Here is a 24150-nt window from a genome sequence, read left to right as displayed (position 1 = left end):
TCTCCTCTCCGTTCCTGCTCGGCCGAGCATCCCAGCGCGCGCCATCTACGGGCAAAGCATTTAGCCGAACGCCGGGCCGCCGCCCGGCCCGGCGCGCGTGGGTGTCGATGGTCTGTTCCGAGGTGCGAACGCGTAGGCGGAGCGAGCGGTCCTGCCACTCTCCCGTGGTTCCCGTCAGGGTGGCGATCCACCGATCGGTGGATCGCCACCACCGCTCGGTTGAGCCGACGCCTCCACCGTCCGGCAGCCAGGTCCCGTCCACTGGTCGGTGTTGGCAGAAGTGCTGGTCGTAGCAGGCTGAATGCGCCGATCGCCGATGGGCCGAACCCCGAAAGGACGCGCGCATGCCACCAGTGATCGAGGTACGCGACCTCCACAAACGCTATGACGACAAGATCGCGGTCGATGATGTCTCGCTCACCGTCCAGGAGGGTGAGATCTTTGGCATCCTCGGCCCGAACGGCGCCGGCAAGACGACGACCGTGGAGTGCGTCGAGGGCCTCCGCGTGCCGGATCGCGGTGAGATCAGGGTGCTCGGGCTCGACCCCCTCCGGGACCGTGCCGAGCTGACCCGGCGGCTCGGCGTCCAGTTGCAGGCCGGCCACCTCCCCGAACGGCTACAGGTCGCCGAGGCCCTGGAGCTCTACGGCTCCTTCTACCCCGAGCCCGCCGACTGGCGCGCGCTGCTGGACGGCCTCGGCCTGGCGGACAAGGCGAAGACCAGGTACGCCAAGCTGTCCGGCGGCCAGAAACAACGGCTCTCGATCGCGCTGGCCCTCATCGGCAACCCCCGGGTGGCGATCCTCGACGAGCTCACCACCGGTCTCGACCCGCGGGCCCGGCGCGACACCTGGGACCTGATCGAGGGCGTGCGCTCTCGCGGGGTGACGATCGTGCTGGTCACCCACTTCATGGAGGAGGCCGAGCGGCTGTGCGACCGGCTCGCGCTGATCGACGCCGGCCGCGTCGTCATGGTGGACACCCCGGCCGGTCTGACCGAGCGGGCGCGCATCGAGCAGCGGATCCAGTTCCGCCCGTCCAGGCCGATGGACGACCACCTGCTGACGAGTCTGCCGGACGTCTCCGGCGTCACCCGCCGGGGCGAGTCGGTCATCGTCAACGGCAACGACAACGCGCTCAACGCCGTCACCACCGTGCTGGCCCGCAACCAGATCGTGGCCGAACAGCTGCGCGTCGAGCAGGCGAGCCTGGAGGACGCGTTCGTCCAACTGACCGGTAAGCGCCTCGAACCCGGCCCCCGCTAACACATCACCGAGAGGGACCTCCAACCCATGTCAGCCCTGCACACCGCCGAGCGAGGTTCCGCGACCTGGCGGCTCATCAAAGCCGAGAGCACGCTGTGCGTCCGGGACAAGGTCGCCCCCCTGTGGGGTATCGGCTTCCCGCTGGTCCTGTTGATCATCCTCGGCAGCGTCTCCGATCTGCGGCAGCCTGTGGAGGGCAGCGGCGGCCTGACGTACTTCGACCTCTACGTCCCTGTTCTGATCCTGTTCAATCTGGCCATCCTGGCCACGACCTCCCTGCCGACCACGCTCGCGGGATACCGGGAGAACGGCGTGCTGCGGCGCATGCGGACCACCCCGGTCGGCCCGGCCCGCGTGCTCGCCGGCCAGCTCGTGGCCAACTTCGCCATCGCGGTGGTCGCGATGGTCCTGTTCGTCGCGGTGGCCGGGTTGGGCTTCGGCGTCGACCTGCCGAAGCACCTTCCCGGTTTCGCCCTCGCCTGGCTGCTCGCGGCGGCCGCGCTGCTCGCGATCGGCCTGCTGGTCGCCGCGCTCGCGCCCGGGCGTGGCCCGGCCACGGCGATCGGCACGGTGCTGTTCTTCCCGATGATGTTCTTCGCCGGACTCTGGATTCCGATCTCGCAGATGCACCCGCTGCTGCGGGACATCGCTCACTACACCCCGCTCGGCGCGGGCATGGGGGCCTTCCAGGACGCGTACCTGGGACACTTTCCGTCCGCCGTGCCGCTGCTGACCCTAACGGCGTATGCGGTGGTGTGCGCGTTCGTCGCGATCCGCCGGTTCCGTTGGGAATAGACGCTGGGAATAGAATCCCGCCGGGGAGAGGGAGCCTTGAGCAGGAAGATTTCGCACCAGCCGCCGTTCCTACTGGTCAACGTGGTGCCGTACACGCTGCTGGCGATCCTCGTGCCGATCCTGATGATCGTGGAGGACTGGACGGGCGCCTCCTTGCTCATCGACCTCGGCCTGTGCGGGCTGGCGGCCGCGTGGATGCTCGGCATGTTCACCCTGCGTCCCGGCTGGCGGGACCGGCCACGGATCATGGGGGTGTTCGTCGCGGGGCTGCTCGTGATCACCACGGTCCTGGTGATCCGTCACCCCCTTTTCGGGCTGTTCACCCCTGCCGCCTACATCTACTCCTTCACGGTCCTGCGCTGGCCGTGGCGGCTGCTGGGAGTGGCCACCGCGGCGGTCGTCGCCGGTACGGCGCAGGCGTCCAGCGTCCCCAGGACGGACGCGCTCGGCCTGACGCTGCACGTCACCATCATCGCCTTCAACATCGCCATGATGTGCGCCTGCGCCTGGGGCCTGCGGCTCGCCGAGAAGGAGGAGGAGCGGCGCGAGCAGACCCTCGAAGAGCTGAGCCGGACGAACCGGCTGCTGGAGGCGTCGCTCGCCGAGAACGCCGGCCTGCATGCGCAGCTGCTCGCCCAGGCCAGGGAGGCGGGCGTGCTCGACGAGCGCCAGCGGATGGCCCGCGAGATCCATGACACCCTGGCGCAGGGGCTCACCGGCATCATCGCGCAACTCCAGGCGGCCGAGCAGATGCACGAGGTCCCGGCGCCGTGGCGGCGGCCCTTCGACGCCGTCAAGAATTTGGCGAGGGAGAGCCTGGCCGAGGCGCGGCGTTCGGTCGACGCGCTCCGGCCCGAGCCGCTGCGGACCGCACGCCTGAGCGACGCACTCGCCGACGTCGCCGACCGGTGGTCCAGGCTGCACGGGCTCGCCGTTCACGTCACGACGACCGGCACGGTGCGGCCGATGACACCGGAGGCCGAGTTCGCGCTGCTGCGCACGGCGCAGGAGGCCTTGGCCAACGTGGCCAAGCACGCGCGGGCGACCAGGGCCGGGGTGACACTGTCCTACCTGGAGCACGAGGTCGCGTTGGACGTACGTGACGACGGCAAGGGCTTTGACCCCGCAGGTCTCCAAGCCGCCACGACCACGGACGGCGGGGCACGGCCGGCGTCCCACAGCGGATTCGGCCTGACCATCATGCGCCAGCGGGTCGAAGGACTGTCCGGCACTCTGCGGATCGAGTCCGAGCCCGGCGCCGGCACCGGGATCTCGGCCTGCCTTCCCACCCTGCCGGCCGGGAGCCACGCATGACCGATCACGCCGCCGAGCCGACGGCCAAGCCCCCGATCCGGTTGCTGATCGCGGACGACCATCCCGTCGTCAGGGATGGGCTGAGCAGCATGTTCGCCTCCGCGCCCGGATTCGAGGTGCTGGGCGAGGCCGCGGACGGCGCCGCGGCCGTACGGCTCGCCCAGGAGCTCCAGCCCGACGTGATCCTGATGGACCTGCGCATGCCGGGCATGGACGGGCTGACCGCGATCAACGAGCTGGCCAGGCTCGGCGTCACCGCGCGCGTGCTGGTTCTGACGACCTACGACACCGATACCCACGTCCTTCCGGCGATCGAGGCGGGTGCGACCGGCTACCTGCTCAAGGACTCTCCCCGGGAGGACCTGCTCCGCGGAGCGCGGGCCGCCGCCAAGGGTGAGAGCGTGCTGTCCCCTTCGGTGGCGGCACGGCTGATGAACCGGGTCAGGACACCTGCGCCGCGACTGCTCAGCCAGCGTGAGCTCGAGGTCCTCGAACTCGTGGCGGCCGGCAACACCAACCGTGAGGCGGCCGCCCGGCTGTTCATCACCGAGGCCACGGTCAAGAGCCACCTGCTGAACATCTACGCCAAGCTCGGCGTGGGAGACCGCGCCGCCGCCGTCACCGAGGCGTTCAACCGAGGTCTGCTCGTGCCACGAACGCCCCTTGTCGAGTAGGTGCTCGCGCGCGAAGCCACCGGTGCACGTGGTGCGTCAGATGCCGTTCGTCCCTCTTCAGTGCATCGAGATGTGCACGTGGTCGAAGTGGTTCTCGGTGATGCTGCCCCGGTTGGACATGGCGCTCCAGCCGGACCCGTGGTTGATGCGCTGCTTCCAGATCACGTACTTGACCCCGAGTTTGGCCCTGTTCTGCAGGGTCCATTCGGCGATGCGGTCGCCGAGCGCCGAGTTGGCCGCGCTCGGCATGGAACCACCCGTGCTCATCATGAAGTCGCAGGCGCGCCCCAGCGGATGCTCGCCGCTCGAACCCGACCTGAAGCAGCCCACGCTGTACGGCAGCGCGAAGTTCTTCTGGATCAACGCCCGGATCGCCCGCGTACGGGTGGTGATGTTGTCCGAGCCCGACGGCAGCTCGGGTGTCCAGGTGCCGTTGGAACGCCGGCCGGTGCTGACCGGGATGAGATCCCGGAGCTTCTTCTCGATGTCCTTGATGATGTCCTCGGCCTCGTCGCGCTGCTGGTCGACGCTGGTCGCGTCGGCGCTGACCTTGGCGGTGAGCGCAGTGGCGGCTTCTGCGGCCTTCTTCTTCTCGTCCCGGGCGTCGGCCACGCCCTGGACGACGGCCTGCTGCTCGGCGGTCAACTGGTCGAGCACCGCCGCGCCGCCTCCGCTGCTCGGAGGCAGCACGCTGGGCAGGGAGAGCTCGGCGTTCTGGTAGCGCAGCCGGGCGATCTCGGCGACCCGCTTCTCGGCCGTCGTGAGGGCCTCTTCGGAGGTGGCGAGCCGTTCCTCGGCGGTCGCCGCGGCCTGCCGGGCCTTGGCCAGCTCGACCCGCTTGAGGTTGTAGGCCTCGATGAGCTTGTCGACCTTCTTGTTCAGGCTCTTCAGCTCGGCCCGGAGCTGGGCCTCGCTGGGCTTCGGCGCGGCCGACGCGGGCGCTGAGCCGAAGGCCAGTGCCGCGGCGGCGGTGAGGCCGATGGCAAGACGCGTGGGGAGCGCAGCCGCCACGAAGATGTCCTCTCCCTCTGCCGACCGGGTTAGCTGACGGGTTCGGGCATGGGAGTCGCCCTACCACCGAAGTGGATTCACCCCAGATGCGGTGGGTCCCCGGTTCCCGGGCGACGCGCCCGGGATTAGGCCCGCAACGGCAGTTATGGCCGGTGCAGAAGGGATATTAGTAGTAAAACGAAGGTCATGCGACTCTAAGTAGAAATCAATTAGTGATCTACCTGTGATCGAAGCATCCGCGCGGCCTCCTCGGGCGACACGTCGTTGACGAACGCGCCCATCGCCGACTCCGAGCCGGCCAGGAACTTCAGCTTCCCGGGGGCCCTCCTGATGCTGAACAGCTCCAGGTGCAGGTAGGCCAGCTCGCGGTCCCGCCGTACGGGCGCCTGGTGCCAGGCCGAGACGTACGGCATGGCGACGTCGAACAGCCCGTCGAGCGCCCGCAGCACCGAGGTGTAGAGCGGGGCGAACGCGGCCCGCTCCTGCTCCGACAGCGCCGCCAGGTCGGGCGTCCGCCGGTGCGGATACACGTGCACCTCGAACGGCCAGCGGGCGGCGGCCGGCACGAAGGCGGTCCACAGCTCGTTGGCGGCGACCACCCGGGTCCCCGCGGCGCGCTCGGCGGCCAGCACGTCGGCGAACAGGTTGGCGCCTCCGTGCCCGGCCGCGTAGCGGGAGGCGGCGCCCAGCTGCAGCTTCGTCCGGGGAGTGACGTACGGGTAGGCGTAGATCTGCCCGTGCGGGTGCGTCAGGGTGATGCCGATCTCCTCGCCCCGGTTCTCGAAGCAGAACACCTGCTCGACGCCCTCCAGGGCGGACAGTTCGGCCGTACGGTCGGCCCAGGCCTCCATGACGAGCTCGACCCGCGAGGGAGACAGGCGCGAGAACGACGAGGAGTGGTCCGAGGTGAAACACATCACCTCGCACCGCCCCACCCCCGGGCGAACCTCACTCAACCCGCCCACATCCTCATAAGCGCCGAAATTTCCAGAGAAAGAGGGGAAGCGGTTCTCGAACACCACCACGTCATAGTCGTGCGCCGGGATCTCCGAGGCCCGCGTGCCGGACGACGGGCACAACGGACATGCGTCAGCCGGAGGCAGGAACGTCCGAGTCTGCCGATGCCCCGCCACCGCGATCCACTCCTCGGTCAGCGGGTCGTACCGCAGCTCCGAGGCCACCGGCCGGGGATCGAGCGGCCGCCGGTCGATCGCGCTCCGGTCGGCGTCGTCGCGCCGGTCGAAGTAGATCAGCTCACGTCCGTCGGCCAGGTGGGTGATGGTCCGTTTCACTGCGAATCCTCTGCGATGATCAGCTCGCCGACCCGCTCGGCCAGCTCAAGACGTGCGTCCTCGGGCAGGGCCGCGTCGCTGATGACCACGTCGGCCTCGGTCAGCTGGGCGATCGTGCTGATGCCGACGGTGTTCCACTTCGTGTGGTCGGCGGGGACGACCAGCCGGTGCGCCGCGGCCACCAGCTCCCGATCGGTCTCCGATTCGAGCAGGTTGGGCGTGGTGAACCCGGCGCGCACCCCCATCCCGTGCACCCCGAGGAAGAGCGTGTCGACGTGCAGGCGGCGGATCGCGGCCACGGCCACGGGCCCCACCAGCGCGTCGGAGGGAGTGCGGACCCCGCCGGTGAGCACGACCGTGCGGTCGGCGCGGGGGTTGCGATGAAAGACGTCGGCGACCGGGATCGAGTTGGTGATGACCGTGAGCTCGGGCACGCCGACCAGGTGATGGGCCAGCGCCCAGATGGTGGTGCCCGCCGAGAGCGCCACGGCGGTGCCCGGTCGCACCAGCCCGGCGGCGCGGCGCGCGATGGCGTCCTTCTCCCGCTGCTGGCGGGCGGACTTGGCGGTGAAGCCCGGCTCCTCGGTGGAGCCGGGGCCGAGGGCCGTGGCGCCGCCGTGCACCTTCTCCAGCAGGCCCCGCTCGGCCAGCACCTCGAGGTCGCGGCGGATCGTCATGTCGGAGACGCCGAGCTCGCGCACGAGGTCGGCCACCCGGACGCCACCGCTGCCGCGTACGCGCTCAAGGATGGCCTGCTGCCGCTGCTGTGCGAGCACGCCCCACTCCTTCCAACAGATTCCACCAAATTATGACATGGATATGTTGAAGAATGTTAGGAGCGATGGATCGCTTGTGCCGAGCCCGGAGGCGCGAGACTTTGGAGATCGCATCCCACTCGATCACCGAGGAGAGGCCATGGCCAGGCGCGCTCGCAAGGGCAAGGCTCGCAAGAAGAAGAAGGCCAACCACGGCAAGCGCCCCACGGCGCGTTGAACGGCAGGTCGCCCGTGGCGAGACGCGCTCACCACGGGCGGCACCCTAACCCGGAAGCCCCGTGAGGGCCTCGTCGATGCGCTCCTGGGGCAGCGAGAAGTCCTCCATCGCCCCCGACAGGTAGCGGTCGTAGGCGGCCAGGTCGAAGTGGCCATGGCCGCACAGCGCCGTCAGGATCACCTTCGCCTCACCGGTCTCCTTGCAGCGCAGCGCCTCGGCGATGGTCTCGGCCAGCGCGTGCGTCGGCTCCGGCGCAGGCACGATGCCCTCCGTACGGGCGAAACGGACACCGGCCTCGAAGCACTCGCTCTGCGACCTGCTGACCGCCTCGAACATGCCCAGTTCGTACATGTGCGAGAGCAGCGGAGACATCCCGTGATAGCGCAGGCCGCCCGCGTGGATCGGATCCGGCACGAAGTCGTGGCCGAGCGTGTGCATCTTCAGCAGCGGCGTGAACCCGGCCGTGTCACCGAAGTCGTAGGCGTAGACGCCCCGGGTGAACGACGGGCAGGCATCGGGCTCCACCGCGCGGATCGTCGGGTTGATCTTCCCGGCCAGCTTCTCGCGCAGGAAGGGGAAGACGAGGCCGCCGAAATTGGACCCGCCGCCGGTGCAGCCGATGATCACGTCGGGCATCTCCTCCAGCTGCTGGAGCGCCTCCTCGCCGATCACCGTCTGGTGCATGAGCACATGGTTGAGCACGGAGCCGAGCGCGTAGCGGACGTCGTCGCCCGCCGCCGCCACCTCGACGGCCTCACTGATCGCGATGCCCAGACTGCCCGTCGAGCCGGGGTCGTCGGCCAGGATCTTGGCACCCGAGCTCGTCACGGGTGACGGGCTGGCGTGCACCGTCGCGCCGTACACCTGCATGAGCGAGCGGCGGTAGGGCTTCTGGTCGTAGGAGGCCCGCACCATCCAGACCTCGCACTCCAGGCCGAACTGGGCGCACGCGAAGGCCAGCGAGCTGCCCCACTGGCCGGCGCCCGTCTCGGTGGTCAGCTTGCGGACGCCCTCGCGGGCGTTGTAATAGGCCTGGGGAACGGCGGTGTTGGGCTTGTGCGAGCCGGCCGGGGAGCCGCCCTCGTACTTGTAGTAGATCCTGGCGGGAGTGCCCAGTGACTTCTCCAGCCGCCGCGCCCGCAGCAGCGGCGTCGGCCGCCACAGCCGGTAGACGTCGAGCACCTCCTGCGGGATCGCGACGAACCGCTCGGTGCTCACCTCCTGCGCGATCAGCTCCATGGGGAAGAGCGGTGCGAGATCGTCCGGCCCCACCGGCTCCCGGGTGGCCGGATGCAGCGGAGGCGGTGGCGGGGCGGGAAGGTCTGGAACGATGTTGTACCAGTGGTTCGGGATCACCGCTCCAGTCTGCCTCGGTCACCCCTCGTGTTCCAGTGCTACCTGACGGCGAACCTCCGGCACGACCTCCTCGGCGAAGATCGTGAGCTGCCGCCTCTGGTCGCCGTCCGGCCAGAACACGAACCCGTCGATGCCGTAACCGAGTGCCAGGTCGGTCAGCTCGTCCACCCACTGCCCGGCCGGCCCCTTCAGAAAGCCCTCCGAGGCGCCGCCGCTGATCGTCCCGTTGACGTTGTAGAGCCTGCGGATGTCGCCCGGCCGCCTGCCCGCCTCCGTGGCGGCCTCGTCGATCCGGGCGCCGAACTCACCCAGCCGGTCAGGCGTCGCCCAGGTGGACGAGGGCAGCCAGCCGTCGGCCAGCCGTCCGGTCAGGGCCAGCGCCTTCGGTCCGGTCACGCCGAGCCAGATCTCCATCGGATGCGCCGGCACGGGCCCCGACCGGGCCCCCGCCAGGTGGTAGTGCTCACCCGCGAAGCGCAGGTTGCGCTCCCCGCTCCACACCGCCCTGATCACGGCGACCGCCTCCTCCAGGGAGCCGATCGCCTCCCTGGGGGTCCGGCGCGTCCCGCCGTACGCCTCGATGGCGTCCCAGAACGCGCCGGCGCCCAGCCCGAGCTCCACCCGCCCGCCGCTCAGCACGTCGAGGCTGGCCGCCGCCTTCGCGAGCACGGCCGGCGGGCGCAACGGCAGGCAGGCCACGTCGGGGAAGACCCGGATCCGCCCGGTCGAGGCGGCGATCACGCTGAGCAGGGTCCAGGTGTCCACGTATCTACGCTGGTAGGGATGATCCTGTACGCCGATCAGGTCCAGGCCGAGCTCGTCGGCGAGCCGGGCGTACTCGACCAGCGGGTCGGCGGCGTCGGGCACCAGGAAGTAGCCGAACTGGAGAGTCATACGGCCAACCTAGGCCGCCGTACGGGAATCAGCCGTCAACCTGGAGCGCGGGTCGGCCCGGACGGTCGGCCCTGATCACCACGTCGGCGGTGTCCTGGGGCCGCGCCTCGCGTTCGTAGCGCGCGTAGGCGGGCAGGCGCCACCGATCCTCGTCCGAGGTGCCGCGCTCCAGCGCCGCCTCCGACAGCCACAGGTGCACGGTCAGCTCCACCGGCAACCCCCTGCCGAGCAGCAACGTCCCGTCGAGCAGCAGCACCCCGTCCCGCGGCAGCGTCTCGTACGGCAGGCGATAGGCCCGGTCCGCCCGGCTGTCCCACAAGGCGGGCAGCACTCTGCCCGAGCCGCCCGGCTCCAGCGGGGCGAGCACCTCGCGGACCAGCGCCCCGGTGTCCAGCCAGTCGTCGTAGAAGGCGTCCGGATCCGTCCGGCCGAACTCCAGTCGCAGGGAGGCGGGCCGGAGGAAGTCGGCGGCGGACACCCGCAGCACCGGACGGCCACGCAGCCTGAGCGGAGCCACCAGCGCGTCGGCCAGCCGCCCGGGATGAGCGGGCGGAGCCCCGTCGACGGCCACCCGCGTCCATGCCCCTCGGGGGCGCCCGTCGATCCGCTCGGCCAGCTCCCGCGCCAGCGCCTCGGGAGAGATGGGTCGCACGCGCACGGAGGGGACCCTACCCGGGCCCGATCAGACCGCGGGCAGGCAGATGAGAAACCGCGCGCCACCGGCGAAGTCGTCGACCCGCGCGTGGCCGGCGTGCGCGACCGCCACGCTCTTCACGATGGCCAGGCCGAGCCCCGTGCCGCCGGCCTCGCGGCTGCGTGCCGTGTCGAGCCGGGAGAAGGGCTCGAAGATCCGCTCGCGGTCCCCTTCGGGGATCTCCATTCCGTCGTTCTCCACGGCGATCACCGCCTTGCCCTCCCTCCGGCTGACCTCGATGCGGATGTAGTGCTCCGCGTAGCGCTCGGCGTTGTTCAGCAGATCGGTCAACGCCCTGGTCAGCTGCCCTTTCACGCCGTGGACCGCCACATCGTCGGCGAGGTCCAGCCGGACGGGCACCCTGTCCCTGCGGGTGGACATCACCTCGCGGACCAGCTCCGCGAGGTCCAGCCGCTCCCAGGCCACATCCACCCGCGCTCCTGTCCTCGCCAGGAACAGCAGGTCCGACATGATCATTTCCAGGCGGTCGATGTCACGCAGGGCCTTCTCCACCAACTCGCGCAGATCAGTGTCGTCCGGATACAGCTGGGCGCTCTCCAGCTCCGCCCGCAACCCCGCGATGGGGGTACGCAGCTCGTGGGAGGCATCGGAGACGAACTGGCGCTGCTGCTCGGCGGAGTGTTCGAGCCTGGACAGCGTGCCGTTGATCCGTTCGGCGAGAGCGCTCAGCTCGTCGTCGCCCGGCGGCCGCGTCACCCGGGCGCTCAGGTCGCTCGCGCTCACCCGGTCGAGCTCCGCACCCATGACCGCGACAGGTCGCAGGGCCCTGCCCATGAGCAGCCATGCCGCGAGCCCGGTGAGCCCGATGAGCGCCACGGTCTCGACCAGCACCGCGATGTCCAGGGTATGCGTGACCAAGGCCGCGGGCATGACGCGCCCGACATAGATGATGGGTGAGCCGGACGCGATCGTCGGCCGCACGGCGGTCACCACGACGCACCTGTCGGGCAGGCAGGACCGGCCGCTGAGAACGGGGGCCTCCGGAGTCGGCATCAGGTTGCTCAGCCGTGGCAGTGTCCTGGCCTCGTCGCTGGTCGCCACGATCCGCCCGTCCGGCGAGACGATCTGCACGAGATTCACGGGAAAGGCGGGTGCCGGGACGTTCGCTCCCTGCGGGTACGTACCCTGCTGCACCTGGGCCGCGACGCGCTCGGCCACCCGTACGGTGTCGTCGATGGCGTTGCTCAGGATCATCGACCTGGTCAGGATGACAGCGCCGATCCCGATGGGGATCAGCACCACCGCCGCTACGATGATCGCGAAGAGTGTGACACGTCCGCGCAGGGAACGCGCCCGGACACGGAACACACCACTGACACTACTGATGGTGACGCACGCGCTGAGTCGGGTGTCAGGAAAGCTTGCTCCAACGATCGTCCTCACCCAGGCGGCTCCGCGCCGAAGATCGGCTGGGCTCCCGGCGCAGGCTTCCACGATCGGGAAATAGTGCGGCCCAGGCTCGGGATCGTCTCCCTGACCTGGGCCTTAACGCGTGGAGCGGACGACGGGAATCGAACCCGCGTAGCTAGTTTGGAAGACTAGGGCTCTACCATTGAGCTACGTCCGCGCGAACCGGTCGAAGTCTGGTCTAGACTTCATCCGGCGTTAGGGCGTAAGCGTACCGGAGGAGCGGAGCGCGTGCGTAACCGGCGCGACGGGGCGTGGCGCAGCTTGGCAGCGCGCTTGCTTTGGGAGCAAGAAGTCGCAGGTTCAAATCCTGTCGCCCCGACCAGCTCGAAGGCCCCTCCCGAATCGGGCGGGGCCTTCTGCGTGACTACCGGGTTTCTTCACCCTCCGGTGCAGCGAAGATGCCGGCACGCATCGCCGAAGCCATGGGGATCTCCGAAGGCACCGAGGTCATCACTCGCCGCCGCGTGCTCTACGACAAGGAGACCAACCCTCCCGAGGAGATCGGCGCCAGTTACATCCCGGGTCATGCACGTCATCCACACCGCCCGCGCCGAAGATGACACGGTGTTGGAGGTGTCGGAGTCGATCTGGCCAGCGGACCGGGGAACCATCATCGATGAGTACCTGATCGACCAGGAGGCGAACGTCCCGGACGTTCCCTCCCAGATCTGAGGTAGGCCGATGACCCTACAGAACGCGGACGAGACGCGCTCCCACTGGTGGCCACGGAAAGGCTGGCGGCCGGGCCGTCTGGTCTACACCTGGCACCTGACCTTCGAGCATGCACCGCAGCTCCACCGACTCGCCGAGCGCTACCAACAGGCGCTGGCGACGATTGACGGACACAACCCGGTGCCCGCCCGATGGCTCCACCTCACCGTGCAAGGCATCGGCTTCGCTGACGAGGTACCCGACGAGAGGCTTGAGCAAATCACCCAGGCCGTGACCGTACGGCTGCGCAAGCTTGCGCCGGTAGGACTCACCTTTGACCGGCCGGTCATGCTCAATGAAGCTGTCGTATTGGCGCCTACACCAGCGGAGCCGCTGCACGAGATCTGGGGCGAGATCAGGAACGGCATCGCCGAGGTGACAGGCGGGGCGCCTACGGCGGCCGAGCAGGTGAAGGGGTTCCTCCCACACGTGAGTCTGACCTACATCAACACGCCAGGACCTGCGCAGCCCTACGTGACGGCGCTGCGTGGTGTCGAAGCCGAGCCGGTCAAGGTGGACGTGGATCGCGTCGCCCTGATCGTGCAGAATCGAGTCCTTGAGCCGGAATGGGTGTACCGCTGGAACACTCACACGGTCGTATCTCTGGGAGCCGACAGAGGCATCTGAGCAGCAGTAGGGCAGCGCGGTCCGGCCTGGCGGCGGCGATGGGCGGCGGGCGGCCGGGCGGCCTCTCCGGGCCGGTCCCGCCCGGCCACCCCGCCGCACCAACGAACGTCGCCATAACCAGAGGCCTCGTAGCGGTGCGGTCGTTCGACCTGTCCCATCTAAGATCACGCCATGTCCAGCCTCACTGATCTGATCCCCGTCGTCGTCCCGGGGCTCTTCGCCGTGCTCTTCATCGCATTCTGGATCTTTTTCATCTTCAAGCTGGTCCAGTCCTTCCGGCAGCGTCGCGTACTCAAGTACACGGACGCTTTAAGGGCCACGGAACTCGTGGGGCGCGTTCGTCAACTCAAGGTGCGCGGGTACGAAGAGCAGGCAATACAGCTCGTACAGGACGAACTCGCCATGCCGCCCAAGGTGGCTCGCTCGTGGGTGAAGTCCGTCTGAGAAACGGTCCCGCGCCTCTTCATGCCGCTCAGGGGCGTGCGGCTGGTCAGGCCGGCATCCGTGCGCTTGGCCGGGATTACGGTCAAGGCGCACAGCAGCGGACACTCACGGACATCACCCGACTGTCAGCTCAAGGTGGCCGGCAGTCGCGGGGATCGAGGATCAGCCCGCGCAGGAGTTCTCCGGTGATGGCGTTGACGACGCGGACGCGTCAGCCGGCGCGGCCGAGACGCGAGCTGTCGTCGTACGACTCGCGGGCGTCGAGCAACTCGTCCCAGTGTTCCTGCGCCCAGGCGCAGGCGCTCGCCATCGGCCCGAGCAGGCTACGGCCGAGCGGGGTCAGCTGGTACTCGACACGCGGGGTGGCGCCGGCATAGACGGTGCGTTTGACCAGACCGTCCCGTTCGAGGGAGCGCAGCGACTGTGTGAGGACCTTGGGGGTGACGCGGCTCAGCGGCACGCGCAGCTCGGAGAACCGGCGCGGCCCGTGCTCGAGGCAACGGATGATGAGGGCCGCCCACTTGTCGCCGAACCGGATCGGATTGAGCGAGGACGGGCACAGCTCGTCGAACATGTCGGCGGGCAGCGGTTCCCTCATGGCCTCACGATAGCCGGTATCCCCTCGGTAACCGCAGCCCTCGATAGCGTCCCGTCGAAGCGGCCGGGCGGATGGGATCCGGCCTTGGTGAAAGGCGGTTCGCCATGAACATCGTGGTCTTCGGCGCGGGCGGCAGAGCCGGGAAGCAGGCCGTCGTCGAGGCGCGCCGGCGTGGGCACCGGGTCACCGCAGTGGTGCGCGACCCCGCGGGTCACAGTGATCTGACCGACGTGCGGGTGGTGGCGGGTGACGTCACGGATGGGACGAGCGTCGCGGATGCGGCCGCGGGCCATGACGCGGTCATCAGCGCTGCCGTGGACCTGTCCGTGTCACCTCACGAGTTCTTCACCGCGTCGGCTCGCGCCCTGACCACCGGTCTGGTGAAGGTGGGCGTGCGCCGGCTGGCGGTGGTCGGCCTGGCATCGATCATGCCTGGGGCGTCGGGTGCTCCCCTGATGGACGAGCCCGGTTACCCCAACGAGTACCGCGCCTTCTACCTCGGCCACGCGGCGGGTCTCGCCGTGCTTCAGGAATGCGACCTCGACTGGGCGTACGTCGCGCCGGCGGGCGACTTCGACCATGCCGGCACGCGCACCGGCCGGTACCGGATCGCCGACCATGCGGACCCGGCCAGCAGGATCACGTACGCGGACTTCGCGGTGGCGCTGCTCGACGAGATCGAGGTCCCTCGTCACCGCCGCGCCGCCGTCAGCATCCGGGAGGCGTGAGGCCCGAGGTCCATGACCTCTGGGACGCCGAGCGCATCCGTCGTTTCCAGGAGACCGGCGGCCGGCCGCGGCCAGGCGTGAACGACCTGCTGCTGACGACCCGGGGTCGGAGTGCCGCGCCGCACCGCGCCGGTCTGCGGAAAGGTCGGCGAACCCGCTGACGCGGCTCAGGAATCGGTGCGGAAGAGCGCCCAGACGGCCTTGCCGCCACGGTCGAGCGCGTCCCAGCCCCAGCATTGGCTGTAGGTCTCGACGATGTAGAGGCCGCGTCCGTTCTCGGAGATGAAGTCGGGCTCCTTCGGCCGCGGCACCTCGTCGCTCGGGTCTGCCACGGCGAGCAGTACGTGCGGGCTCACGCGCATCAGCAGCAGCTGGATCTCGCGGCGACCGCGCGCGTACATCGCGTACCTGACGGCGTTGGTCACCAGCTCCGACACGACCAGCGCGGCGTCATCGCCCAGCTCGGGCAGGCCCCACCCACGCAGTGTCGAGCGGGTCACGTCCCGAGCGGTCTTCACGGAATCGGCCTGGAAAGGTAACGGGCACGAGGTCGTGTACGGCTTGCGTGCCGTCAGGAGGGTTTCGAAGCCGACCTCACGGGTTATCTGCAGGCAATCGGCAGTGGCCAAGGGGTCCTCCACCATCCCGCCGATACCTCCAGATAGCCTCGAATTTGTGCATGTTTGGCCAATATGCACTAGACCATCATGGATCACGACTCCGGGTCGCTGCAAGACCCAAATGCACGTGCAGGTGCAATGTGCAGAAGCAAGCGCGTTGAGTGATGTGGCTAACCGAATCGGACACCAGGTTGAGACCTTGTCATACGCGCCGGAGAGGTGTCACTGTGTGTGCGGACCTTGATAGGAGGCAGAGTGACGCAGAACCCGCCGGGTTCCGGCCCTACGGCGCTGCGTATCCTGCTGGGCTCTCAGCTGCGCAAGCTGAGAGAGGGTAAGGGCGTAAGTCGCGAAGAGGCGGGCCACCTGATCAGGGGGTCCGAATCCAAGATCAGTCGCATGGAGCTCGGGCGTGTCGGGTTCAAGGAACGCGACGTGGCAGATCTGTTGACGCTCTACGGGGTCGACGACAAACAGGCGCGGTCGGCAGTGCTCGACCTGGTCGCCACGGCCAACGAGCCGGGATGGTGGCACAGGTTCAACGACGTCCTGCCGACGTGGTTCCAGGCGTACGTCGGTCTGGAGGAGGCCGCCGCGCGCATCAGGACGTACGAGGTCCAGTTCGTCCCCGGCCTGCTGCAGACCAAGGAGTACGCCAGGGCGGTCGTCACGGCGGGTGCGGCGGGCCTCGGCGCCGAGGAGATCGCCCGCAGGGTCGACCTCCGGCTGGAGCGCCAGCGCGTGCTCGACCGGTCCGGCGGGCCGATCTTCTGGGCGGTCATCGACGAGGCCGCGCTGCGCCGCCCGATCGGCGGCGTCGAGGTCATGCGGGCCCAGATCCAGCACCTCATGGAGCTGATGCGCCAGCCGGCCATCACGATCCAGATCATGCCGTTCAGTTTCGGCGGTCACAGCGCCGAGGGCGGCGCGTTCAGCATCCTGCGCTTCCCTGACCAGGACCTGCCCGACGTGGTCTACGTCGAGCAGCTCGCCAGCGCCCTCTACCTGGACAAGCGCGAGGACGTCGACAAGTACACTGAGGTGATGGAGCGGCTCTGTGCCGTCAGCACCACGCCGGACGAGACGGTCGAGTTGCTGCGGTCGATCGCTGAAGAGTTCTGAGGCTCGTCGCGTCGCTGTCGGGTAGGCATCTACCCTAGACTGGCGCACGGCGCTTGGATCCCGCTGAGGCGGAGCATGCCCCAGTGTCGCTCATGTGGGCGCGGCGCGTGAGCCGTACCGAATGGACGCGCCCGCGATCACTCGAAGCTTGATCAAGGAGACCACCCCGTGAAGACCGCTGTCGAGGAGCTCAGCCCGACCCGGGTGAAGCTCACTGTCGAGGTGCCGTTCGACGAACTGCGCCCGAGCATGGATGCGGCATACAAGAAGGTCGCGCAGCAGGTGCGCGTCCCCGGGTTCCGTCCTGGCAAGGTCCCGGCCCGCATCATCGAGCAGCGCTTCGGCCGGGCGGTGGTGCTGGAGGAGACCCTCAACGACGCGGTGCCCAAGCTGTACGGCCAGGCCGTCGACGAGGTCGACGTGTTCCCGGTCAGTCAGCCTGACATCGAGGTCACGAAGATCGAAGACGGTGAGCAGATCGAGTTCACCGCCGAGGTGGACATCCGGCCCAGCTTCGACGTTCCCGACTACCAGGGCGTCGAGATCACCGTCGACTCCGCCGAGGTCTCCGACGCCGACATCGACGTCCAGCTCGACGCGCTGCGCCAGCGCTTCGCCACGCTGACCGGTGTCGAGCGCGCGGCCGCCACCGGCGACTTCGTCGTCATGGACCTGCGGGCCGAGATCGACGGCAAGAACATCGAGGAGCAGCAGGCCAGCGAGGTCTCCTACGAGGTCGGCGCAGGCTCGGTGCTCCAGGGCCTCGACGCCGCTCTCGAAGGCATGTCCGCGGGCGAGGAGAAGAGCTTCAAGACCGAGCTCGTCGGCGGCGAGAACGCCGGCGAGGAGGCCGACGTGATCATCACCGTCAAGACGGTGAAGGAGAAGGTCCTCCCCGAGCTCGACGACGAGTTCGCGCAGATGGCCAGCGAGTTCGACTCGCTCGACGAGCTCAAGGAGAGCATCCGCGAGCAGTCGCGCCGCAACAAGCTGATCGACCAGGTCGTCCAGGCCCGCGAGAAGGCCCTAGACACGCTGCTGGAGAAGATCGAGATCCCGATCCCCGACAGCGCGCTCAAGGCCGAGATCGACGCCCGCAAGCACAACCTCGACCACCAGATCGCCGAGAGCGGTCTCAGCCGTGACGCGTTCTTCCGTCTCTACCAGACGACGGAAGAGGAGCGGTTCGCCGACTTCGAGTCCGGCTCGAGCAAGGCCATCAAGGTCGGCTTCGTGCTCGACAAGATCGTCAAGTCTGAGGAGCTGGGCGTCTCCGAGCAGGAGCTGACCAACTTCGTCGTCCGCCGCGCCATGGAGATGGGCGTTCAGCCCAACCAGCTGGCCCAGCACCTGGCCGACAACGACCAGCTCACGCTGGCCATGGTCGAGATCGTCCGCGACAAGGCCAAGTCCGTCGTCGGCGACGCCGCCAAGGTCGTCGACACCGACGGCAACGAGGTCGACCTCAAGGCCATCTACGCCGAGATCAACGGCGAAGAGGTCGCCGAGGAGCCGGCCGAGGACAAGCCCGAGGCGTAAGCACCTCCAACGACATCCCGAGGCCCTCGAACCTGACCGGTTCGAGGGCCTCAGGCATGTCAGGAACGGCCGCCGCGTCCGTGCCCTCATCCAGCGAACAGACTGTGCCGGCTCGTCCGCGAGCGCGACGTTCGCGGGCCTGTGGAGGTTCCATCCGGGGCCCTGCCGACACCTGCGCCGTCAGCGAACAGTCTGCGGACGGGGCATGAGCTAGGTGCGCCGCGCGTTAAGGTCACAAGCAAAGCCAATCGATTACGACGCATCGGAAGGTGACGCTGTGACCAGCCCGCCGACCTTCTATCAGCCTGAGTCGCGAGGCCGTGAGAACGGCTCGTCCTTCCGGCTTGAGGACCAGCTTTACCAGCGCCTGCTGCGCGAGCGCATCATCGTGCTCGGTCAGGAGGTGAACGACGAGATCGCCAACCGCATCTGCGCGGAGTTGCTGCTGCTCGCGGCCGACGATCCCGAGCGTGACATCACGCTCTACATCAACTCGCCGGGGGGCTCGGTGAGTGCGGGCATGGCGATTTACGACATGATGGAGTACGTGCCGAATGACGTCTCCACGGTTGTGATGGGCATGGCGGCCTCGATGGGGCAGTTCCTGCTCACCGCAGGCACCCGGGGCAAGCGCTACGGGCTGCCGCACGCGAGGGTCATGATGCACCAGCCGTCCGGAGGCATCGGTGGCACCGCCGCCGACATCGCCATCCAGGCGGAGCAGATGCTTTACGTGAAGAAGACGCTGGCCGAGCGCATCGCCTACCACACCGGCCAGCCTCTCGATCAGATCGAGGCAGATTCCGACCGCGACCGCTGGTTCACGGCCGACGAGGCCAAGGACTACGGCTTCATCGACCACGTCGTGCGCAGCGCGCGGCAGGTGCCCTCGCAGGGTCCTGTCTCTTAGGGGGAGTTGAAGTGAACATCCAGAGCCGTTACGTTCTCCCCTCCTTCGTCGAGCGCACGTCGTATGGCGTGAAGGAGATGAACCCGTACAACAAGCTCTTCGAGGACCGCATCATCTTCCTCGGGGTGCAGATCGACGACGCGTCGGCCAACGACGTGATGGCCCAGCTGCTCACGCTGGAGTCGCTCGATCCCGACCGCGACATCAGCATCTACATCAACTCGCCGGGTGGCTCCTTCACCGCCATGACGGCGATCTACGACACGATGCAGTTCGTCCGGCCGGAGATCCAGACCGTCTGCCTGGGGCAGGCCGCCTCCGCCGCGGCCCTGCTGCTGGCGGGCGGCACGCCGGGCAAGCGGTTCGCGCTTCCCAACGCCCGGATGCTGATTCACCAGCCCTCCACCGAGGGGGGCGGCCAGGGCAGCGACATCGAGATCCAGGCCCGCGAGATCCTTCGCATGCGCTCCCTCCTCGAGGAGATCCTGGCGAAGCACTCCGGAAAGACCGCCGCTGAGGTCCGGAAGGACATCGAACGCGACAAAATTCTCAACGCGGACGAGGCAAAGGCGTATGGTCTGATCGACGACATCATCCCGTCGCGGAAGAAGCGAGCTCAGGCGGTTGCTTCCTGACGAGATGTGACGCACCGGAGCGCTGCCTAATTGGGCACGTTCCGGTGCGACTCGCCGCCAGGGGGCTCACTGAGGGCCCAGAAGACGGTAACGTCGAAACCTGAGCGGTTCGGACCGGGTCCGGAGGATACGGATCGCGGAGCAGGGCGGTCCCACGCAAAGGAGTATCTGGGGTGGCACGCATCGGCGACGGGGGAGACCTGCTGAAGTGCTCGTTCTGCGGAAAGAGCCAGAAGCAAGTCAAGAAGCTCATTGCCGGTCCAGGCGTCTACATCTGCGATGAGTGCATCGATCTCTGCAACGAGATCATCGAGGAGGAGCTCTCCGAGTCCTCCGAGCTCAAGTGGGACAACCTGCCCAAGCCGAGGGAGATCTACGAGTTCCTCGACGCCTACGTCATCGGTCAGGACAAGGCGAAGAAGGCGCTCTCGGTGGCGGTCTACAACCACTACAAGCGGGTGCAGTCCGGTGACCGGGGCAGAGACGACGGCTTGGAGCTGGCCAAGAGCAACATCCTGTTGCTCGGCCCTACAGGCTCGGGCAAGACGCTGCTCGCGCAGACGCTGGCGAAGATGCTCAACGTGCCCTTCGCCATCGCCGACGCGACCGCGCTGACCGAGGCGGGATACGTCGGCGAGGACGTCGAGAACATCCTGCTCAAGCTCATCCAGGCCGCTGACTACGACGTCAAGAAGGCCGAGACCGGCATCATCTACATCGACGAGGTGGACAAGATCGCTCGCAAGAGCGAGAACCCGTCGATCACTCGCGACGTCTCCGGTGAGGGCGTGCAGCAGGCGCTGCTGAAGATCCTTGAGGGCACGACCGCGAGTGTGCCGCCGCAGGGCGGTCGCAAGCACCCGCATCAGGAGTTCATCCAGATCGACACCACCAACGTGCTGTTCATCTGCGGTGGTGCCTTCGCCGGCCTCGAGAAGATCATCGAGTCGCGCATCGGCAAGAAGGGCATCGGCTTCAACGCCATCATCCGGTCGAAGGAAGAGGTCGACACGGCCGACATCTTCGGCGACGTGATGCCCGAGGACCTGCTGAAGTTCGGCATGATCCCCGAGTTCGTCGGCCGTCTTCCGGTCATCACCTCGGTGCACAACCTCGACCGCGAGGCGCTCATCCAGATCCTCACCGAGCCCCGCAACGCGCTGGTGAAGCAGTACCGCAAGCTGCTGGAGCTCGACGGCGTGGAGCTGGAGTTCACCGACGGCGCGCTCGAAGCCATCGCCGACCAGGCCATCCTGCGCGGCACCGGCGCCCGCGGGTTGCGCGCCATCCTGGAGGAGGTGCTCCAGTCCGTCATGTACGAGGTGCCCTCCCGCAAGGACGTCGCCCGCGTGGTCATCACCCGCGAGTCCGTGCTCGAACACGCGATCCCGACCCTCGTACCCCGTGACCAGCTCGCCGCCAAGCAGCAGCGCACGCCACGCGAGAAGTCCGCCTGATCCCTCCCCGCGACGCAGGCGCCCCATGGACACTCGCCATGGGGCGTTTCGCTTTCGCCCTTCCCTAGAATTGGTCACTGTGACAACGCCAGAGCTGCCCACCCAATACACCCCGGCCGACGTCGAGACCCGCAGCTACGAGCGCTGGGTGTCCGCCGGCTACTTCCACGCCGACCCGGGCAGCTCGCGGGCGCCGTACAGCATCGTCCTGCCGCCGCCCAATGTGACGGGCGTGCTCCACATCGGCCACGCGCTCGACCACTCCATCCAGGACGCCCTGAGCCGTCGCGCCCGCATGCGCGGTCAGGAGACTCTCTGGCTGCCCGGCATGGACCATGCCGGCATCGCCACCCAGAACGTCGTGGAGCGCGAGCTCGCCAAGCAGGGCCTGTCCCGCCACGATCTCGGCCGTGAGGCGTTCGTGGAGCGGGTGTGGGAGTGGAAGGAAGAGTCCGGCGGCCGGATCCTCGGCCAGATGCGCAAGCTCGGCGACAGTGTCGACTGGGAGCGCGAGCGATTCACCATGGACGAGGGGCTCTCCAGGGCCGTCCACACGATCTTCAAGAAGCTCTTCGACGACGGGCTGGTCTACCGGGCCGAGCGCATCATCAACTGGTGCCCACGCTGCCTGACCGCGCTGTCCGACATCGAGGTGGAGCACAGCGAGGATGAGGGCGAGCTGGTCTCGATCCGCTACTCCGACGAGATCGTGGTCGCCACCACGCGGGCGGAGACGATGCTCGGCGACACCGCCGTCGCCGTCCATCCCTCCGACGAGCGCTACGCGCACCTGGTCGGCACGCTCGTCGAGCTGCCGCTGACCGGGCGCAGGATCCCGGTGGTCGCCGACGAGCACGTCGATCCCGCGTTCGGCACCGGTGCGGTCAAGGTGACTCCGGCTCACGACCCCAACGACTTCGAGATCGGGCGCCGTCATTCACTGCCGTCGATCACGGTCATGGACGAGCGTGGCGTCATCACCGCCCACGGTCCGTTCGAGGGGCTCGACCGGTTCGAGGCTAGGCCGGCGGTCGTCGCCGCGCTGCGCGCCGAAGGCCGCATCGTCGCCGAGAAGCGCCCCTACCTCCACTCGGTGGGCCACTGCTCCCGCTGCAAGACCGTGGTCGAGCCGAGGCTTTCGCTGCAGTGGTTCGTCAACGTCTCGCCCCTGGCCAAAGCCGCGGGCGACGCCGTGCGCGACGGCCGCACCCGCATCCATCCGCCGGAGCTGGCCAAGCGCTACTTCGACTGGGTCGACGACATGCACGACTGGTGCATCTCGCGGCAGCTGTGGTGGGGCCACCGGATCCCGGTCTGGTACGGCCCTGAGGGCGAGATCGTGTGCGTGGGCCCCGACGAGACGCCCCCGGCGGGCTACACGCAGGACCCAGACGTGCTCGACACCTGGTTCTCGTCGGGCCTATGGCCGTTCTCCACGCTGGGCTGGCCCGACGACACGCCCGAGCTCGCGCGTTTCTACCCGACCTCCGTCCTGGTCACGGGTTACGACATTCTGTTCTTCTGGGTCGCCCGGATGATGATGTTCGGCCTGTACGCCATGGACGGCGAACCACCGTTCCGCGTGGTCGCGTTGCACGGCATGGTCCGCGACCAGTACGGCAAGAAGATGTCCAAGTCGTTCGGCAACGTGGTCGACCCGCTCGACTGGATCGAGCGCTTCGGCGCCGACGCCACCCGTTTCACGCTGCTGCGAGGCGCCAACCCCGGCGCCGACGTCGCGGTCAGCGAGGAGTGGGCGGCGGGTTCACGCAACTTCTGCAACAAGATCTGGAACGCCACCCGGTTCGCGCTGATGAACGGCGCGGCGGTCGGCTCTCTCGACGGGCTCGACCTGACCTCCGCCGATCGGTGGATCCTGTCGCGGCTGCAGAGTGTGATCTCGTCGGCCGACGACGCCTTCGAACAGTTCGAGTTCGCCAAGGCGTCCGATCTGCTCTACCACTTCGCGTGGGACGAGGTCTGCGACTGGTATCTCGAGCTGGCCAAGATCCAGCTCGGCGAGGGCCTGGAGCACACCCGGCTGGTTCTCGGGCACGTGCTCGACACCCTGCTCCGGCTGATGCATCCGCTGGTGCCCTTCGTCACCGAGGAGCTGTGGCGTGCTGTCACGGGCGGCGACTCCATCGTGGTCGCCCCGTGGCCGGTGCCCGAATCCCGCTACATCGACGCCACGGCCGAGTCAGAGATCGAGGCGCTGCAGGAGCTCGTGACCGAGGTCCGCAGATTCCGCTCCGATCAGGGGCTGAAGCCGGGTCAGAAGGTGGCCGCCCGCCTCGGGCTGGCCGGCACGCCGCTCGCGGCGCAGGAGAGCGCCGCCCGGTCGCTGCTACGGCTCACCGAGCCGTCCGACGCCTTCTCCGCCACGGCGCAGTTCAGCGTGGGAGGAGTCACGGTGGAGATCGACACCGCGGGCGCCATTGACGTCGCCGCGGAGCGCAAGCGGCTGGAGAAGGACCTGGCGGTCGCGCGCAAGGAGGCCGCGCAGTCGGCTGCCAAGCTGGGCAACGAGCAGTTCATGTCCAAGGCCCCCGATGACGTGGTGGCCAAGGTCAGAGGGCGGGCGCAGGCGGCAGCGGCTGACATCGAGAGGCTCGAGGCCCAGCTGGCCGCCCTGAGCGTTTGAGCTATCCGCACGGGGGGAAGACTGATTCGTTACCGAAGTTGGACCTTGGACGCCGCCGAGGCTGGTAAAGTTTTCAAGGCAGGGCAGTTGGCCCTGTCCTCCCTCTGATCAATCTCTGGGCGTGGGGCACGCTCCAACATCTGTTGGACATGAGCCAAATGTTCGGGTAAGTTCGCAGGGTTGCCTCGAAGCAGGGATGGTCCGGAAGCTACCGGATCGGGCGGTTTGACAAGAATCGCCCAAATCTGCTAGAATAGCTAAGACAGAAGTGTACGCCTCCTGCAGTTCGGGAGTACGCGTCCGTTTCTTGAGAACTCAACAGTGTGTTAAAAGCCAGTGCATGATGCACAACCCCGTCTTTTTGACGGATTCCTTTGGTTGACATTCATGAGTGGA

Annotated in this window: 24 protein-coding genes, 2 tRNA genes and 1 riboswitch; of the genes, 16 read left to right on the top strand and 10 right to left on the bottom strand. The window is 68.1% G+C overall.

Annotated features, from left to right (window positions below):
• Nucleotides 1-344: 344 nt before the first annotated feature.
• Genes IEY82_RS30270 through IEY82_RS30255 form a run of 4 tightly spaced genes read left to right on the top strand, consistent with a single transcriptional unit; the run spans nucleotide 345 to nucleotide 4048 of the window.
• A complete protein-coding gene (locus IEY82_RS30270) occupies nucleotides 345-1265 on the top strand; it encodes an ABC transporter ATP-binding protein (protein WP_189127674.1) in 921 nt (306 codons plus the stop codon).
• 27 nt (nucleotides 1266-1292) lie between these two features.
• Nucleotides 1293-2060: an ABC transporter permease gene (locus IEY82_RS30265; protein WP_189127673.1), complete on the top strand. Its 768-nt coding sequence runs from the start codon at nucleotides 1293-1295 to the stop codon at nucleotides 2058-2060.
• Between the two features lie 36 nt (nucleotides 2061-2096).
• Nucleotides 2097-3374: a sensor histidine kinase gene (locus IEY82_RS30260; protein WP_189127672.1), complete on the top strand. Its 1278-nt coding sequence runs from the start codon at nucleotides 2097-2099 to the stop codon at nucleotides 3372-3374.
• Nucleotides 3371-4048, top strand: a complete 678-nt coding sequence (locus IEY82_RS30255; RefSeq protein WP_189127671.1) for a response regulator transcription factor — start codon at nucleotides 3371-3373, stop codon at nucleotides 4046-4048. Before IEY82_RS30260 ends, IEY82_RS30255 begins: the two co-directional genes overlap by 4 nt.
• A gap of 57 nt (nucleotides 4049-4105) precedes the next feature.
• Here the strand turns inward: IEY82_RS30255 and IEY82_RS30250 are convergent, their stop codons facing one another.
• The 3 genes from IEY82_RS30250 to IEY82_RS30240 form a co-directional block, all read right to left on the bottom strand.
• On the bottom strand, nucleotides 4106-5059 hold the full coding sequence (locus IEY82_RS30250; protein ID WP_189127670.1) for a coiled-coil domain-containing protein: 954 nt from the start codon (nucleotides 5057-5059) through the stop codon (nucleotides 4106-4108).
• Nucleotides 5060-5063: 4 nt separating this feature from the next.
• Nucleotides 5064-5201, bottom strand: a riboswitch (cyclic di-AMP (ydaO/yuaA leader).
• A 67-nt stretch (nucleotides 5202-5268) separates the two neighbouring features.
• Nucleotides 5269-6351, bottom strand: coding sequence for a galactose-1-phosphate uridylyltransferase (gene galT, locus IEY82_RS30245; RefSeq protein ID WP_189127669.1), 1083 nt, complete (start codon nucleotides 6349-6351; stop codon nucleotides 5269-5271).
• Nucleotides 6348-7127 carry a DeoR/GlpR family DNA-binding transcription regulator gene (locus IEY82_RS30240; protein ID WP_189127668.1) on the bottom strand — a complete coding sequence of 260 codons (780 nt, stop codon included), beginning with the start codon at nucleotides 7125-7127 and terminating at the stop codon, nucleotides 6348-6350. The genes galT and IEY82_RS30240 overlap by 4 nt, the downstream gene beginning before the upstream one ends.
• Before the next feature lie 139 nt (nucleotides 7128-7266).
• On the opposite strand from IEY82_RS30240, the gene IEY82_RS40435 reads away from it, so the two are divergent.
• Complete coding sequence (locus IEY82_RS40435) at nucleotides 7267-7344, top strand: 50S ribosomal protein bL37 (protein ID WP_371252575.1); 78 nt, start codon at nucleotides 7267-7269, stop codon at nucleotides 7342-7344.
• A 45-nt stretch (nucleotides 7345-7389) separates the two neighbouring features.
• On the opposite strand, the gene IEY82_RS30235 is transcribed toward IEY82_RS40435, so the two are convergent.
• From IEY82_RS30235 to IEY82_RS30215, 5 genes are all read right to left on the bottom strand, one after another.
• On the bottom strand, nucleotides 7390-8700 hold the full coding sequence (locus tag IEY82_RS30235) for a TrpB-like pyridoxal phosphate-dependent enzyme (RefSeq protein ID WP_189127667.1): 1311 nt from the start codon (nucleotides 8698-8700) through the stop codon (nucleotides 7390-7392).
• Nucleotides 8701-8718: 18 nt separating this feature from the next.
• Nucleotides 8719-9594: an LLM class flavin-dependent oxidoreductase gene (locus IEY82_RS30230; protein WP_189127666.1), complete on the bottom strand. Its 876-nt coding sequence runs from the start codon at nucleotides 9592-9594 to the stop codon at nucleotides 8719-8721.
• 28 nt (nucleotides 9595-9622) lie between these two features.
• Nucleotides 9623-10252 (bottom strand): nucleoside/nucleotide kinase family protein, encoded by a 630-nt coding sequence (locus IEY82_RS30225; protein WP_189127665.1) that lies wholly within the window; start codon nucleotides 10250-10252, stop codon nucleotides 9623-9625.
• A gap of 24 nt (nucleotides 10253-10276) precedes the next feature.
• Entirely contained in the window at nucleotides 10277-11551 is a 1275-nt protein-coding gene (locus tag IEY82_RS30220; protein WP_189127664.1) for a sensor histidine kinase, read from the bottom strand.
• A gap of 251 nt (nucleotides 11552-11802) precedes the next feature.
• Nucleotides 11803-11876, bottom strand: a tRNA-Gly gene (locus IEY82_RS30215).
• An 88-nt stretch (nucleotides 11877-11964) separates the two neighbouring features.
• Here IEY82_RS30215 and IEY82_RS30210 point away from each other — a divergent pair.
• The 4 genes from IEY82_RS30210 (at nucleotide 11965) to IEY82_RS30195 (ending at nucleotide 13501) form a co-directional block, all read left to right on the top strand.
• Nucleotides 11965-12041 (top strand) — tRNA-Pro (locus IEY82_RS30210).
• 76 nt (nucleotides 12042-12117) lie between these two features.
• Nucleotides 12118-12279 (top strand): hypothetical protein, encoded by a 162-nt coding sequence (locus IEY82_RS30205; protein ID WP_189127663.1) that lies wholly within the window; start codon nucleotides 12118-12120, stop codon nucleotides 12277-12279.
• A gap of 121 nt (nucleotides 12280-12400) precedes the next feature.
• The gene (locus IEY82_RS30200) at nucleotides 12401-13057 is read left to right on the top strand and encodes a 2'-5' RNA ligase family protein (RefSeq protein WP_189127662.1); all 657 of its coding nucleotides are present in this window, start codon (nucleotides 12401-12403) and stop codon (nucleotides 13055-13057) included.
• 171 nt (nucleotides 13058-13228) lie between these two features.
• A complete protein-coding gene (locus tag IEY82_RS30195; protein ID WP_189127661.1) occupies nucleotides 13229-13501 on the top strand; it encodes a hypothetical protein in 273 nt (90 codons plus the stop codon).
• A gap of 211 nt (nucleotides 13502-13712) precedes the next feature.
• On the opposite strand, the gene IEY82_RS30190 is transcribed toward IEY82_RS30195, so the two are convergent.
• Nucleotides 13713-14099, bottom strand: a complete 387-nt coding sequence (locus IEY82_RS30190; protein WP_189127660.1) for a winged helix-turn-helix transcriptional regulator — start codon at nucleotides 14097-14099, stop codon at nucleotides 13713-13715.
• A 104-nt stretch (nucleotides 14100-14203) separates the two neighbouring features.
• Between IEY82_RS30190 and IEY82_RS30185 the strand changes: the two genes are divergently transcribed.
• On the top strand, nucleotides 14204-14827 hold the full coding sequence (locus tag IEY82_RS30185; protein ID WP_189127659.1) for an NAD(P)-dependent oxidoreductase: 624 nt from the start codon (nucleotides 14204-14206) through the stop codon (nucleotides 14825-14827).
• Between the two features lie 167 nt (nucleotides 14828-14994).
• Here IEY82_RS30185 and IEY82_RS30180 read toward each other — a convergent pair whose 3' ends face one another.
• Nucleotides 14995-15402: an ATP-binding protein gene (locus IEY82_RS30180; RefSeq protein WP_263648765.1), complete on the bottom strand. Its 408-nt coding sequence runs from the start codon at nucleotides 15400-15402 to the stop codon at nucleotides 14995-14997.
• Nucleotides 15403-15702: 300 nt separating this feature from the next.
• On the opposite strand from IEY82_RS30180, the gene IEY82_RS30175 reads away from it, so the two are divergent.
• The 6 genes from IEY82_RS30175 (at nucleotide 15703) to IEY82_RS30150 (ending at nucleotide 23754) form a co-directional block, all read left to right on the top strand.
• Nucleotides 15703-16569 (top strand): Sco1979 family transcriptional regulator, encoded by an 867-nt coding sequence (locus IEY82_RS30175; protein WP_189127657.1) that lies wholly within the window; start codon nucleotides 15703-15705, stop codon nucleotides 16567-16569.
• A gap of 168 nt (nucleotides 16570-16737) precedes the next feature.
• Nucleotides 16738-18108 (top strand): trigger factor, encoded by a 1371-nt coding sequence (gene tig / locus IEY82_RS30170; RefSeq protein WP_189127656.1) that lies wholly within the window; start codon nucleotides 16738-16740, stop codon nucleotides 18106-18108.
• A gap of 277 nt (nucleotides 18109-18385) precedes the next feature.
• The gene (locus IEY82_RS30165; RefSeq protein ID WP_189127655.1) at nucleotides 18386-19018 is read left to right on the top strand and encodes a ClpP family protease; all 633 of its coding nucleotides are present in this window, start codon (nucleotides 18386-18388) and stop codon (nucleotides 19016-19018) included.
• An 11-nt stretch (nucleotides 19019-19029) separates the two neighbouring features.
• Nucleotides 19030-19653, top strand: coding sequence for an ATP-dependent Clp protease proteolytic subunit (locus tag IEY82_RS30160; RefSeq protein WP_189127654.1), 624 nt, complete (start codon nucleotides 19030-19032; stop codon nucleotides 19651-19653).
• 173 nt (nucleotides 19654-19826) lie between these two features.
• Nucleotides 19827-21110, top strand: a complete 1284-nt coding sequence (clpX, locus tag IEY82_RS30155) for an ATP-dependent Clp protease ATP-binding subunit ClpX (RefSeq protein ID WP_189127653.1) — start codon at nucleotides 19827-19829, stop codon at nucleotides 21108-21110.
• Nucleotides 21111-21189: 79 nt separating this feature from the next.
• A complete protein-coding gene (locus IEY82_RS30150) occupies nucleotides 21190-23754 on the top strand; it encodes a valine--tRNA ligase (protein WP_443686465.1) in 2565 nt (854 codons plus the stop codon).
• Nucleotides 23755-24150 lie beyond the last annotated feature (396 nt).

This window comes from Nonomuraea cavernae, assembly GCF_014646355.1.
Lineage (GTDB): Bacteria > Actinomycetota > Actinomycetes > Streptosporangiales > Streptosporangiaceae > Nonomuraea > Nonomuraea cavernae.
The sequence above is the reverse complement of the archived record's forward strand: the minus strand, read 5'-3'. Positions and strand labels throughout refer to the sequence as shown.